The sequence below is a fragment of the Streptomyces sp. NPDC058701 genome, from assembly GCF_042715295.1.
Taxonomy (GTDB): domain Bacteria; phylum Actinomycetota; class Actinomycetes; order Streptomycetales; family Streptomycetaceae; genus Streptomyces.
This window is the reverse complement of sequence record NZ_JBHXSY010000020.1, coordinates 1-13,014: the sequence shown is the minus strand read 5'-3', so window position 1 is coordinate 13,014 and position 13,014 is coordinate 1. Positions and strand designations below refer to the sequence as shown.

The 13,014-nt window shown below is 73.0% G+C and carries 9 protein-coding genes, 1 pseudogene and 1 riboswitch; of the genes and pseudogenes, 8 read left to right on the top strand and 2 right to left on the bottom strand.

The window, feature by feature from the left end; genetic code table 11:
* Window positions 1-25 precede the first annotated feature (25 nt).
* Window positions 26-2,482 carry a DNA topoisomerase (ATP-hydrolyzing) subunit A gene (locus ACFWW8_RS21770; RefSeq protein WP_386530592.1) on the bottom strand — a complete coding sequence of 819 codons (2,457 nt, stop codon included), beginning with the start codon at window positions 2,480-2,482 and terminating at the stop codon, window positions 26-28.
* 184 nt (window positions 2,483-2,666) lie between these two features.
* On the opposite strand from ACFWW8_RS21770, the gene ACFWW8_RS21765 reads away from it, so the two are divergent.
* The 4 genes from ACFWW8_RS21765 (at window position 2,667) to ACFWW8_RS21750 (ending at window position 7,458) form a co-directional block, all read left to right on the top strand.
* Window positions 2,667-4,031 carry a M16 family metallopeptidase gene (locus tag ACFWW8_RS21765; RefSeq protein ID WP_386530591.1) on the top strand — a complete coding sequence of 455 codons (1,365 nt, stop codon included), beginning with the start codon at window positions 2,667-2,669 and terminating at the stop codon, window positions 4,029-4,031.
* 56 nt (window positions 4,032-4,087) lie between these two features.
* On the top strand, window positions 4,088-5,455 hold the full coding sequence (locus tag ACFWW8_RS21760) for a M16 family metallopeptidase (protein WP_386530664.1): 1,368 nt from the start codon (window positions 4,088-4,090) through the stop codon (window positions 5,453-5,455).
* A 185-nt stretch (window positions 5,456-5,640) separates the two neighbouring features.
* Window positions 5,641-5,800: riboswitch (cyclic di-AMP (ydaO/yuaA leader) on the top strand.
* Between the two features lie 12 nt (window positions 5,801-5,812).
* Complete coding sequence (locus ACFWW8_RS21755; protein WP_386530590.1) at window positions 5,813-6,613, top strand: M23 family metallopeptidase; 801 nt, start codon at window positions 5,813-5,815, stop codon at window positions 6,611-6,613.
* A gap of 173 nt (window positions 6,614-6,786) precedes the next feature.
* Window positions 6,787-7,458 carry a GntR family transcriptional regulator gene (locus ACFWW8_RS21750; RefSeq protein WP_386530589.1) on the top strand — a complete coding sequence of 224 codons (672 nt, stop codon included), beginning with the start codon at window positions 6,787-6,789 and terminating at the stop codon, window positions 7,456-7,458.
* Between the two features lie 245 nt (window positions 7,459-7,703).
* Here ACFWW8_RS21750 and ACFWW8_RS21745 read toward each other — a convergent pair whose 3' ends face one another.
* The gene (locus tag ACFWW8_RS21745; protein ID WP_386530588.1) at window positions 7,704-7,985 is read right to left on the bottom strand and encodes an HPr family phosphocarrier protein; all 282 of its coding nucleotides are present in this window, start codon (window positions 7,983-7,985) and stop codon (window positions 7,704-7,706) included.
* Window positions 7,986-8,169: 184 nt separating this feature from the next.
* On the opposite strand from ACFWW8_RS21745, the gene ACFWW8_RS21740 reads away from it, so the two are divergent.
* The 4 genes and pseudogenes from ACFWW8_RS21740 to ACFWW8_RS21725 all read left to right on the top strand — a co-directional run.
* Window positions 8,170-10,971, top strand: a complete 2,802-nt coding sequence (locus tag ACFWW8_RS21740) for a GNAT family N-acetyltransferase (RefSeq protein WP_386530587.1) — start codon at window positions 8,170-8,172, stop codon at window positions 10,969-10,971.
* A gap of 59 nt (window positions 10,972-11,030) precedes the next feature.
* A complete protein-coding gene (locus ACFWW8_RS21735; protein WP_351279619.1) occupies window positions 11,031-11,630 on the top strand; it encodes a DUF5998 family protein in 600 nt (199 codons plus the stop codon).
* On the top strand, window positions 11,630-12,835 hold the full coding sequence (locus tag ACFWW8_RS21730) for an alkaline phosphatase family protein (RefSeq protein ID WP_386530586.1): 1,206 nt from the start codon (window positions 11,630-11,632) through the stop codon (window positions 12,833-12,835). Before ACFWW8_RS21735 ends, ACFWW8_RS21730 begins: the two co-directional genes overlap by 1 nt.
* Window positions 12,836-12,906: 71 nt before the next feature.
* Window positions 12,907-13,014, top strand: a pseudogene (locus ACFWW8_RS21725) (thymidine kinase); the annotation flags it as partial.

Below are 13,014 nucleotides of genomic sequence, written 5' to 3'. Positions count from 1 at the left end.
GACACCCCGCACGCCGGCGTACGTCCTACAGCGCGGCTCCCGCCAGCGCCGTGACCACCGCGGGCAGCGGCGCCCCCGAACCGTCCCGGCGCGGGTCCACCGGCGGCAGTGCGGCCGGAGTCCCGTTGGCGCCGGCCGCGCGGACCGGGGAGCCGCCCGCCCAGGCCAGCACCAGGACGTCCTCGCCCTTCAGGAACCGCTGGCAGCGGACGCCACCGGTCGCGCGGCCCTTGCGCGGGTACTGGTCGAAGGGGGTCAGCTTGCCCGACGTCATCGAGTCGTCCAGCGTCCCGTGCGAGCCCGCCACCGTGAAGACCACGCCGTCCCGCGCCGGGTCGACGGCCGAGAAGTGGATCACCTTGGCACCGTCGGTGAGCTTGATGCCGGCCATGCCGCCCGCCGGGCGGCCCTGCGGGCGCACCTGGGCCGCCGGATAGCGGAGGAGCTGGGCGTCGTCGGTGATGAAGACCAGGTCCTCCTCGCCCGTGCGCAGCTCGACCGCGCCGACGATCCGGTCGCCGTCCTTGAGGGTGATGACCTCCAGCTCGTCCTTGTTGGCCGGATAGTCCGGCACGACGCGCTTGACCACGCCCTGCTCGGTGCCCAGCGCCAGGCCCTGCGAGGACTCGTCCAGCGAGAGCAGGCAGATCACCTTCTCGTCCGCCTCCAGTCCGGAGAGGAACTCCGAGACGGGGGCGCCGCCCGCCAGGTTCGGCGCGGCGTGGGTGTCCGGCAGCTGCGGCAGGTCGATCACGGCGAGCCGCAGCAGCCGACCGTACGAGGTGACCGCCCCGACGTCCGCCCGGGCCGTCGCCGCGACCTGCGAGACGACCAGGTCGTGCTTGGCGCGGGCGCCGCCCTCCTCCTCCGGCAGGGCGTCGCCGTTCGCCGTACGGGCGAGCAGGCCCGTCGAGGAGAGCAGCACGCGGCACGGGTCGTCCGCGACCTCCAGCGGAACCGCGGCGACCGTGGTGCCCGCCGACTCCAGCAGGACCGTGCGCCGTTCGGTGCCGAACTTCTTGGCGACCGCCGCCAGCTCGGTGGAGACCAGCTTGCGCAGCTCGCTGTCGGAGTCCAGGATCCCGGTCAGCTCGTCGATCTCACCGGTCAGCCGGTCCCGCTCGGACTCCAGCTCCAGCCGGTCGAACTTCGTGAGCCGGCGCAGCGGCGTGTCCAGGATGTACTGGGTCTGGATCTCGCTCAGCGAGAACCGCTCCATCAGCCGCGCCTTGGCCTGCGCGGAGTTCTCGCTGTCCCGGATGAGCCGGATGACCTCGTCGATGTCGATGAGCGCCACCAGCAGGCCCTCGACCAGGTGCAGCCGGTCGCGGCGCTTGGTGCGGCGGAACTCGCTGCGCCGCCGGACGACCTCGAAACGGTGGTCGAGGTAGACCTCCAGCAGCTCCTTGAGGCCCAGCGTCAGCGGCTGACCGTCCACCAGCGCCACGTTGTTGATGCCGAAGGACTCCTCCATCGGCGTCAGCTTGTAGAGCTGCTCCAGCACGGCCTCCGGGTGGAAGCCGTTCTTGATCTCGATGACCAGGCGCAGGCCGTGCGAGCGGTCGGTGAGGTCCTTGACGTCGGCGATGCCCTGGAGCTTCTTCGAGCCGACCAGGTCCTTGATCTTCGCGATGACCTTCTCGGGGCCCACCGCGAAGGGCAGTTCCGTGACGACCAGGCCCTTGCGGCGCGCCGTCACGTTGTCCACGGCCACCGTCGCACGGATCTTGAAGGTGCCGCGGCCGTTCTCGTAGGCGTCCTTGATGCCCGCCAGACCGACGATCCGGCCGCCCGTGGGCAGGTCGGGGCCCGGTACGAAGCGCATCAGCGCCTCCAGGTCCGCCCCGGGGTGGCGGATCAGGTGGCGGGCGGCGGCGATGACCTCGCCGAGGTTGTGCGGGGGCATGTTGGTCGCCATGCCGACCGCGATGCCGGACGCGCCGTTGACCAGCAGGTTGGGGTACGCGGCGGGCAGGGCCACCGGCTCCCGCTCCTGGCCGTCGTAGTTGGCGGTGAAGTCGACGGTGTCCTCGTCGATCGACTCCGTCATCAGCGACGTGGCGTCGGCCATCTTGCACTCGGTGTAGCGCATCGCGGCCGGCGGGTCGTCGTTGCCGAGGGAACCGAAGTTGCCGTGGCCGTCGACCAGCGGGAGCCGCATCGAGAAGGGCTGGGCCATGCGCACGAGGGCGTCGTAGATCGACGCGTCTCCGTGCGGGTGGAGCTTGCCCATGACCTCGCCCACGACGCGGGCGCACTTGACGTACCCCCGGTCGGGACGCAGGCCCATCTCGTTCATCTGGTAGACGATGCGCCGGTGGACCGGCTTCATGCCGTCCCGGGCGTCGGGCAGGGCGCGGGAGTAGATCACCGAGTACGCGTACTCGAGGAAGGAGCCCTGCATTTCGTCGACGACGTCGATGTCGAGGATCTTCTCCTCGAAATCCTCCGGCGGCGGGGTCTTCGTGCTGCGGCGGGCCATCGCTGCGCGGCTCCTTAACCAAGAAAGAGGTGTGCTGGGGGTCTGACGCGGACCATTGTGGCCCGGGGCACCGACAACGCCGTCTCCGACCCAGGTGTGACCCGGGAACTTCTCCGGCGGCCGACGCGCTTGCATACAGTGGCAGGTCTGACAGAAATCTCTACATCGCGATCGAAGGGACCACATGCCCATGGGTCACACGGCCACAGCTCAGGCCGGCTCCGGCGGCCTGACAGCGACCGAGCACCGGCTGGCCAACGGCCTGCGCGTGGTGCTCTCCGAGGACCACCTGACCCCGGTCGCCGCGGTCTGCCTCTGGTACGACGTGGGCTCGCGCCACGAAGTCAAGGGGCGTACCGGTCTGGCTCACCTCTTCGAGCACCTGATGTTCCAGGGCTCGGCGAGCGTACCCGGCAACGGCCACTTCGAGCTCGTCCAGGGGGCCGGCGGTTCCCTCAACGGCACCACCAGTTTCGAGCGCACCAACTACTTCGAGACGATGCCGACCCACCAGCTGGAGCTCGCGCTCTGGCTGGAGGCGGACCGGATGGGCTCGCTGCTGGCCGCCCTGGACGAAGAGTCCATGGAGAACCAGCGCGACGTCGTCAAGAACGAGCGCCGCCAGCGGTACGACAACGTCCCGTACGGCACGGCGTTCGAGCGGCTGACCGCCCTCTCGTACCCCGAGGGGCACCCCTACCACCACACCCCGATCGGCTCGATGGCCGACCTCGACGCCGCCTCCCTGGAGGACGCGCGCCACTTCTTCCGCACGTACTACGCGCCCAACAACGCGGTGCTCTCGGTCGTCGGCGACATCGACCCCGAGCGCACGCTCGCGTGGATCGAGAAGTACTTCGGCACCATCCCGAGCCACGACGGCAAGCAGCCGCCGCGCGACGGCACGCTGCCGGACGTCATCGGCCGGGAGCTCCGCGAGGAGATCGTCGAGGACGTGCCGGCGCGGGCCCTGATGGCCGCCTACCGGCTCCCGCACGACGGCACCCGCGAGTGCGACGCCGCCGACGTGGCGCTGACCGTGCTGGGCGGCGGCGAGTCCTCGCGGCTCCACAACCGCCTGGTGCGCCGCGACCAGACGGCCGTCGCGGCCGGCTTCGGCCTGCTGCGCCTGGCCGGTGCCCCCTCGCTGGGCTGGCTGGACGTGAAGACGTCCGGCGGGGTCGAGGTGCCCGCGATCGAGGCGGCCGTGGACGAGGAGCTCGCACGGTTCGCCGCCGAGGGCCCGACGGCCGAGGAGATGGAGCGCGCCCAGGCCCAGCTCGAGCGCGAATGGCTGGACCGGCTGAGCACGGTCTCCGGCCGCGCCGACGAACTGTGCCGATTCGCGGTGCTGTTCGGCGACCCGCAGCTGGCACTGACCGCCGTGCAGCGCGTCCTCGACGTCACCGCCGAGGAGGTCCAGGCCGTGGCCGCGGCCCGGCTGCGCCCGGACAACCGCGCGGTGCTCGTCTACGAGCCGCTCGCGGCGGACGCGGACGGGGCCGACGAGAACGACGAGTCCGACGAGAACGAGGGGGCGGAGCAGTGAGCGACACCGCAGCCGACACCGAGGCCGACAGCGCGGCCGACACCGCAGCCGTCACGATGACCTTCCACCCGCGCCCCGAGGCCGGCGAGCCGCAGCCGTGGGCCTTCCCGGCGCCCGAGCGCGGCGAGCTGTCCAACGGGCTGACGCTGCTGCGCTGCCACCGCCCGGGCCAGCAGGTGATCGCGGTCGAGGTCAACCTCGCCGCCCCGCTGGACGCGGAGCCCGAGGGCCTGGACGGCGTGGCGACGATCATGGCGCGCGCGCTGTCCGAGGGCACCGACAAGCACTCCGCCGAGGAGTTCTCGGCCGAGCTGGAGCGCTGCGGGGCCACCCTCGACGCCCACGCCGACCACCCGGGCCTGCGGGTCTCCCTGGAGGTCCCCGCCTCGCGCCTGCACAAGGCGCTCGGCCTGCTCGCCGAGGCGCTGCGCGCGCCCGCGTTCGCCGACGCCGAAGTCGAACGCCTGGTGCGCAACCGGCTCGACGAGATCCCGCACGAGCTGGCCAACCCGCAGCGCCGCGCCGCCATGCAGCTCTCCAAGGAGCTCTTCCCGGCCTCCCTGCGGATGTCCCGCCCACGCCAGGGCTCCGAGGAGACGGTGGCCCGGATCGACGCCGCGGCCGTACGCGCCTTCTACGACGCCCACGTACGCCCCGCCACGGCCACCGCGGTCGTCGTCGGCGACCTGACCGGGATCGACCTGGACGCCGTCCTGGCCGACACCCTGGGTACCTGGACGGGCAACTCCGCCGCGCCCCGGCCCGTGCCGCCGGTGACCGCCGACGACACCGGCCGCGTCGTCATCGTGGACCGGCCGGGCGCGGTCCAGACGCAGCTGCTGATCGGCCGGATCGGACCGGACCGGCACGACCGCGTCTGGGCGCCCCAGGTGCTCGGCACGTACTGCCTCGGCGGCACCCTGACCTCCCGTCTGGACAAGGTGCTGCGCGAGGAGAAGGGGTACACCTACGGCGTGCGCGCCTTCGGCCAGGTGCTGCGGTCCACCGCCGACGGCAAGGGCGCCTCGATGCTGGCCATCAGCGGCTCGGTGGACACGCCGAACACGGGCCCGGCGCTGGAGGACCTCTGGAAGGTGTTGCGCACCCTCGCGGAGGGCGGGCTGACCGACGCCGAACGGGACGTCGCGGTGCAGAACTTGGTGGGCGTGGCGCCGCTGAAGTTCGAGACGGCCGCCTCGGTGGCCGGCACCCTCGCGGACCAGGTGGAGCAGGAGCTGCCGGACGACTACCAGGCGCAGTTGTACGCCCGGCTCGCCGAGACCGGCACGGTGGAGGCCACTTCGGCGGTCGTGAGCGCCTTCCCGGCGAACCGGCTGGTCACGGTGCTGGTGGGCGACGCGTCGCAGATCGAGGAGCCGGTGCGGGCGCTCGGGATCGGTGACGTCAGCGTCGTCACCAACTGACGTCCGGAACACGGGGGCTCTGGCGGCTTGTCCGTCAGGGCCCCTTTTGTCTCTTTAGTGGTGAGGTTGCTTATATGCGGTGTGGCGTACGCAACAAAAGGGCTCGTCTGTTTGGCGATCGACTGATGATCCGCCTAGCGTCAGCCGTGCTGTTCGTCAGTTGTGCCCGCCGCACCCGCGGCACCGGACAGCGATCGCCGAGTCCCCGTCAGGCGCGAGCCTGGGGAGCCGGGGACCCACATCAGTCCCTGGGGTGAATCGGGCCGCCTCGCAAGAGGAAGCCCGTAGGAGACCTTCCTGCTCCGAACCCGTCAGCTAACCCGGTAGGCGAGAGGGAAGGAAAGGATCAACCTCTTCATGGCGTTTGGCAGTCGTACCGCCGGCTCCGGCAAGCACCGCGGTTCCAGCCGTCTGAGCCGCAAGACCGCCGGCTACGCCGGTATAGCCGCCCTCGCCACCACGGGCGTCGTCGGTTCCCTCGCAGGCCCGGCCTTCGCCGCGGACAACAACACCGGGCACTCCGTCCCCGACGCCGGATACGACGCGGTCGTCGTCGGCGGCGAGCTCGCGGATGACATCCAGGACCAGGCCGAGTCGCAGCAGCGCGCCGCCGAGCGCGCGGCCGCCAAGGCCCAGGCCGAGGCCGACGCCAAGCAGCGTGCCGCCGAGGCCAAGCGCCTCGCCGAGGCCAAGGCGAAGGCGGAGCGGGACGCGGCAGAGCGCGCCGCCCGCGAGGAGGAGCGCAAGCGCCTCAACACCTTCGTCGCGCCCGTCAGCGGCGGCATCAGCACCCACTACCACGCCGGTGGCGGCATGTGGTCCTCCGGCAGCCACACCGGCATCGACTTCCGCGCGGCCTCCGGCACCTCGGTCCACGCCGTGGGCGCGGGCACCGTCGTCGAGGCCGGCTGGGGCGGCGCGTACGGCAACAACGTCGTCATCAAGCACAACGACGGCACGTTCACCCAGTACGGGCACCTGTCCTCGCTGAGCGTCTCCGTCGGCCAGCAGGTCACCCCGGGCCAGCAGATCGGCCTGTCGGGCTCCACCGGCAACTCCAGCGGCCCGCACCTGCACTTCGAGGCCCGCACCGGCGCCGACTACGGCTCGGACATCGACCCGGTCTCGTACCTGCGCTCGCACGGCGTCAGCCTCTGACCCGTACGACCCCGCGCACGACCCACGCTTCACCAAAGACCCCGGCTCGCACCGCGAGCCGGGGTCTTTTGCGAATGTTTCGCTTTTCCGGCCGCTCTCGGAAATTATCGTGTGTTGCAATAGAGTCGCAGCACACTCTGGCACGGCAGTCGGAAATAGGCGGAGGTTCGGTCTTGCGTATTCCTGCGCACGCGGTATGCATGGCAATTCGCGACGACATCGTCTCCGGGGTCTTCGAGCCGGGCAGCAGACTCACCGAGGAGGTCCTCGCCCGCCGGTACGGGGTCTCGCGCGTCCCGGTCCGCGAGGCGCTGCGGACCCTGGAGTCGGAGGGGTTCGTGACCACGCGGCGGCACGCGGGCGCCTGCGTCGCCGAGCCGACCGGGCAGGAGGCGGCCGACCTCCTGGAGCTGCGGATGCTGCTGGAGCCCCTCGCGGCCGCCCGGGCCGCGCGGCGGCGCACCGAAGCCCACCTGAAGGTGCTCCGCGGGCTGGTCAGGCTGGGCCAGGAACGGGCCAGGAGGGGGCAGGGGGAGGACCTGCGGTCCCTGGGCGGCTGGTTCCACGAGACGCTGGCCCAGGCCTCGGGGAGCCCGGGGCTGATCGCCCTGCTCACGCAGATGCGGCACAAGGTCGCGTGGATGTACGTGGTGGAGGCCCCGGCCCGGCCCGTGGAGTCCTGGGCGGAGCACGGCGCGATCGTGGACGCGGTGGCCCGCGGGGACGCGGAGCGGGCGCGCGCCCTGACCGCGATGCACGCGGACCGTGCCTCCGCGGCGCACCGGCCGCGGGCCGCCGTGAGGACTTCGCAACCTGCCGTAAACATGTCGAGCGGCCGTCATTAACAGGCGCCGTATACAAAGGACGGGTATCCGCGCGCCGCTGCCGGAATTCCCGCGCGGTGCTTTTTCGGCCTGCGGTCGAATTCCCGCGGCGCCGTCGAATTCCCGGCCGGGCTGAATCCGGCGGCCGCAACGCGTCGCGCGGGGAGGTCGCGCCGCGGCCGTCCCGCGCGGGGGAACGCGGAAGCCGCGGTCCCCAGGGGCGGGGGCCGCGGCTTCGGCGTACGGGTGTGGTCGAACCCGAAGGGTCAGACGGTCTCGGGGAGCTCGTCGAGGCCTTCGGCCACCAGCTTCGCGAGGCGGTCCAGTGCGGCGTCCGCGCCGTCGGCGTCGGAGGCGAGGACGATCTCCTCGCCGCCCTGGGCGCCCAGGCCCAGGACCGCCAGCATGGAAGCGGCGTTGACGGGGTCGCCGCCGGCCTTCGCGATGGTCACCGGGACGCCGGAAGCGGTCGTCGCCCGGACGAAGATCGAGGCGGGACGAGCGTGCAGGCCCTCGGCCCAGCCGACGTTGACGCGGCGCTCTGCCATGGTGATGCCCTTCAGGTTCTTACGGTTGTCTAGACCAGTCTCTCACGACGTCCCGAATGCTCCGACCGACCTTCGGCCCCGATGTGCCGCCGTTCGACCTTGCCCAGCTTGCACCGAATTGCCCCGGCCTGCCTAACGCGCCGCGCGAGCGCAGCCGCGCCGGTACCGGCCGTAAGGTGGCCCCATGACCACCGAGTCGGACCCCGCGTACCCGGCCCACTGGGAGGCCGACGTCGTCCTGCGCGACGGCGGCACCGCCCGGATCAGGCCCATCACCACCGAGGACGCGGCGCGTCTGGTCAGCTTCTACGAGCAGGTCTCGGACGAGTCGAAGTACTACCGCTTCTTCGCCCCCTACCCCCGGCTCTCCGACCGGGACGTGCGCCGCTTCACGCACCACGACTACGTGGACCGGGTCGGCCTCGCCGCGACCATCGGCGGGGAGTTCATCGGCACCGTCCGCTACGACCGCATCGGCGCCGACGGCCGGTCCGCCACCGGCCCCTCCGACGAGGCCGAGGTCGCCTTCCTCGTGCAGGACGCCCACCAGGGCCGCGGGGTCGCCTCCGCCCTCCTCGAACACATCGGCGCCGTCGCGCGCGAGCGCGGCATCCGGCGGTTCGCCGCCGAGGTGCTGCCCGCCAACACCAAGATGATCAAGGTGTTCACGGACGCCGGATACGAGCAGAAGCGCAGCTTCGAGGACGGCTCCGTCCACCTCACCCTCGGCCTCGAACCCACCGCCGAGTCCCTCGCCGTCCAGCGCGCCCGCGAACAGCGCGCCGAGGCCCGCTCCGTCCAGCGGCTGCTCACCCCCGGCTCGGTCGTGGTGGTCGGCGTCAGCCGCTCCGGCGCCGGCGTGGGCGCCGCCGCCCTGCGCAACCTGCGCGACAGCGGCTTCCACGGTCACCTCTACGCGGTGAACGAGGCCGTCACGCGCGACCTCATCGACGGCGTACGGGCCTACCGCACGGTCGGCGCCATCGCCGCACCCGTCGACCTCGCCGTCATCGCCGTGCCCGCCGACCGCGTCCCCGAGGCCGTGGCCGCCTGCGGCGACCACGGGGTGCAGGGGCTCGTCGTCCTGTCCGCCGGGTACGGGGAGAGCGGCCCGGCCGGCCTCGCCCGCCAGCGCGAACTCGTCCGCCAGGTCCGCTCGTACGGCATGCGCCTCATCGGGCCGAACGCCTTCGGGGTGATCAACACGGCGCCGGAGGTGGAGCTCAACGCCTCCCTGACCCCCGCGCCGATGCCGATGCGCGGCCGCATCGGCCTGTTCACGCAGTCCGGGGCCATCGGCATCGCCCTGCTCTCCGCCCTGCTGCGGCGCGGCGAAGGGCTCTCGTCCTTCGTCTCCGCGGGCAACCGGGCCGACGTCTCGGGCAACGACATCCTCCAGTACTGGTACGAGGACGACACCACCGACGTCGCCCTGCTCTACCTCGAAACCCTCGGCAACCCGCGCAAGTTCACCCGCCTCGCCCGCCGGACCGCGGCCGAGAAGCCCGTGGTCGTCGTCCGGGGCGGCCGCCACACCCCGGCCGGGCATGTCGTCCCGGGCACCCGGCTGCCGGACGCCACCGTCTCCGCCCTGCTGCGGCAGGCCGGCGTGATCCGGGTCGACACCGTCACCGAGCTCGTCGACGTCGGCCTGCTGCTGGCCGCCCAGCCGCTGCCCGCCGGCCCCCGCATCGCGATCCTCGGCAACTCCGAGTCGCTCGGCGTCCTCACCTACGACGCCTGCCTCGCGCAGGGCCTGCGCCCGCTGCCGCCGCTCGACCTGACCACGGCCGCCTCCCCGGCGGACTTCCGCACGGCCCTGGCCGCCGCGCTGGCCTCCGACGACTGCGACGCCGTGATCGTCACCGCGATCCCCTGGGTGAGCGAGCGGGCCCCTGCCGACGACCTGGCCGGCGCCCTGCGCGCCGCCGTCGCCGAGGTGCCGGGCAAGCCGGTGGCCGTGGTCCACGTGGAGCTCGGCGAGCTCGTCGAGGCGCTGTCCGCCGTACGGGGGGCCGCGCGCCCCTCCGCCCCGGCGGCGCCCCGGCAGGAGCCCGCCGCCGGCCCGTTCGGGCACCCGGCCGGGCCCGCCGACGCCGGGGAGCTCCCCGCCGGGACCCGGATCCCCGCCTATCCCGCCGGCGAGCGGGCCGTCAAGGCCGTCGCGGAGGCGGTCCGCTACGGCCAGTGGCGCCGGGGCCTCGCCGACTCCGGTTCGGTCCCCGGGTACGAGGACATCGACGAGGCCGGGGCCGCCGGCCAGCTGGCCGGGCTGCTGGCCGGAACCGCCCCCGGGACCGTGCTGACCCTCGGCGAGTGGGAGGCCCGCGAGCTGCTCGGCCGGTACGGCATCCGCGTCCTGACCACCCTGCCCGCGCCGAGCGCCGACGCGGCGGTCCGGGCCGCCGCGATCCTGGGCTACCCGGTGGCCCTGAAGACGACCGCCCCGCACCTGCGCCACCGGGCGGACCTGGGCGGCGTGCGGCTCGACCTCACCGGCGAGGCCGAGCTGAGGCGGTCGTACGAGGAACTCACCGAGGCGCTCGGCAAGCCGGCGGAGCTCCAGCCCGTGGTGCAGGCGATGGTCCCGCGCGGCGTCGACACCGTCGTGCGGTCCGTCATCGACCCGGGGGCCGGCGCCGTCCTCTCCTTCGGGCTCGCGGGCGTCCCCTCGGAGCTGCTCGGCGACACCGCCCACCGCCTGGTCCCCGCCACCGACCGCGACGTGGCCACGCTGATCCGCTCCATCCGGGCGGCGCCCCTCCTCTTCGGCTGGCGCGGCAGCGCGCCCGTGGACACCCCCGCCCTGGAAGAGCTGCTGCTGCGGCTGTCCCGGCTCGTCGACGACCACCCCGAGGTCGTCGGCGTCTCCCTGGAGCCGGTCGTGGTCGCCGCCGAGGGCCTCTCCGTGCTCAGCGCGGCGGTCCGGGTCGCCCACCCGCCGGCCCGCGGCGACCTCGGCCCGCGGACCCTGCCCAGCTACTGAGGGTAGCGAGCGGGTACGGCGCGGCCGGGGCGCCCCGTACGGGCCTTAGGATGGACCTCATGGCGAAATCCGGTACGACGACCCAGGGGCTGCGCACGGCGATCGAGCGCAGCGGCTACTACCCGGCCCTCGTGGCCGAGGCCGTGGAGGCCGCGGTCGGCGGCGAGCCGATCTCGTCGTACCTGGTCCACCAGGAGACGACCTTCGATTCCAACGAGGTGCGCCGCCACGTCACCGTGCTGGTCCTGACCGGCAACAGGTTCATCGTCAGCCACACCGACGAGCAGGCGGCCGACGCGGGGTCCCCGTCCCCGTACGCGACCACGTCCACCGAGTCGGTTAAGCTCTCCAGCATCTCCTCGGTCGTGCTCAGCCGCGTCGTCGCCAACCCGGAGTCCTACACCCCGGGCACCCTGCCCCGCGAGGTCGTCCTGACCATCGGCTGGGGCGCCGTCTCCCGGATCGACCTGGAGCCGGCCGCCTGCGGCGACGCCAACTGCGACGCCGACCACGGCTACACCGGCAACTCCACCGCGGACGACCTCAGCCTGCGGGTCAGCGAGGCGGGCGACGGCCCCGAGGCCGTGCGCCAGACGCTGGTCTTCGCGCAGGCGCTCAGCGAAGCGACGGCGGCCACCTCCGCCCCCGCCGCCCGCTGATGGCGCAGCCCGCGGCGCACCAGTGGGCGGACGAGCCGGAACCGCTGGACCCGGCCGGAGCCCCGGTGCCGGAGTACGGCACCGGCTCGCTCGCCGACCTGCTGCCGACCCTCGTCGCCGGCCAGGGCGTACCCGGCTTCACCGCCGCCATCGCGGAGCTGACCCCGGCCGACCGGAACTGCGTGTTCCTGGTCGACGGCATGGGCTGGGAGCAGATCAAGGCCCACCCGGACGAGGCCCCGTACCTCACCTCCCTCCTCGCGGGCTCGCGCGGCGGCACCGGCCGCCCGATCACCGCCGGGTTCCCGGCCACCACCGCGACCTCGCTGGCCTCCGTCGGCACCGGTCTGCCGCCGGCCCGGCACGGCCTGCCCGGGTACGCCGTGCGCAACCCGGCCACCGGCGAACTGATGAACCAGCTCCGCTGGCAGCCGTGGACGGCGCCGAAGCCGTGGCAGCCGTACCCCACCGTGTTCCAGCTGGCCGACAAGGCCGGGGTCGCGACCGCACAGGTGTCCTCGCCCGCCTTCCAGACCACCCCCCTGACGAAGGTCGCGCTGAGCGGGGGCACGTTCCTCGGCCGGATGACGGGCGAGGACCGCATGGACCTGGCGGCCGAGCGCCTCGCGGCGGGCGACCGGTCGCTCGTGTACACGTACTACAGCGAACTCGACGGCGCCGGCCACCGGCACGGCGTGGACTCCGACGCCTGGCGCGGGCAGCTGATGTACGTCGACCGCCTGGTGCAGCGCCTGGCCGAGCAACTCCCGCCGCGGACCGCCCTGTACGTGACGGCGGACCACGGCATGGTGGACGTCCCGTTCGACGAGGACGCCCGGATCGACTACGACGACGACTGGGAACTCGGCGCCGGCGTGGCCCTGCTGGGCGGCGAGGGCCGGGCCCGGCACGTCTACGCGGTGCCGGGGGCCGAGGCCGACGTACTGACCGTGTGGCGCGAGGTGCTCGGCGACCGGTTCTGGGTCGCGGGCCGCGAAGAGGCCCTGGAACTCGGCTGGTTCGGCCCGCCGGGGGAGTGCGACGAGCGGGTCCTCGGCCGGATCGGGGACGTGGTCGCGGCCGCCCAGGCCGATGCCGCGATCACCGCCTCGCGGAACGAGCCCAACGAGTCCGCCCTCGTCGGAATGCACGGCTCCATGACGGCGGCCGAGCAGCTGGTCCCGCTGCTCGAAATCCGCTCCTGACGCCCCTCCGGACGCCCGCCCGCCCGCGGCCCGCACCACCTGACCACGACCTGAAAGGCCCCGTACTCCCCATGCCCGAGCTGGTGTTCTTCTCCGGAACGATGGACTGCGGAAAGAGCACACTGGCTCTCCAGATCGCCCACAACCGCGACGCGCGGGGCCTCCAGGGCGTGATCTTC

Bases quoted from the DNA above. Each gene is read 5' to 3' on its own strand.
- ACFWW8_RS21765 (WP_386530591.1), top strand. From the start codon at position 2,667: ATGCCCATGGGTCACACGGCCACAGCTCAGGCCGGCTCCGGCGGCCTG.
- ACFWW8_RS21735 (WP_351279619.1), top strand. From the start codon at position 11,031: ATGGCGAAATCCGGTACGACGACCCAGGGGCTGCGCACGGCGATCGAG.
- ACFWW8_RS21745 (WP_386530588.1), bottom strand. From the start codon at position 7,985: ATGGCAGAGCGCCGCGTCAACGTCGGCTGGGCCGAGGGCCTGCACGCT.
- ACFWW8_RS21740 (WP_386530587.1), top strand. From the start codon at position 8,170: ATGACCACCGAGTCGGACCCCGCGTACCCGGCCCACTGGGAGGCCGAC.
- ACFWW8_RS21760 (WP_386530664.1), top strand. From the start codon at position 4,088: ATGACCTTCCACCCGCGCCCCGAGGCCGGCGAGCCGCAGCCGTGGGCC.
- ACFWW8_RS21770 (WP_386530592.1), bottom strand. From the start codon at position 2,482: ATGGCCCGCCGCAGCACGAAGACCCCGCCGCCGGAGGATTTCGAGGAG.
- ACFWW8_RS21755 (WP_386530590.1), top strand. From the start codon at position 5,813: ATGGCGTTTGGCAGTCGTACCGCCGGCTCCGGCAAGCACCGCGGTTCC.
- ACFWW8_RS21730 (WP_386530586.1), top strand. From the start codon at position 11,630: ATGGCGCAGCCCGCGGCGCACCAGTGGGCGGACGAGCCGGAACCGCTG.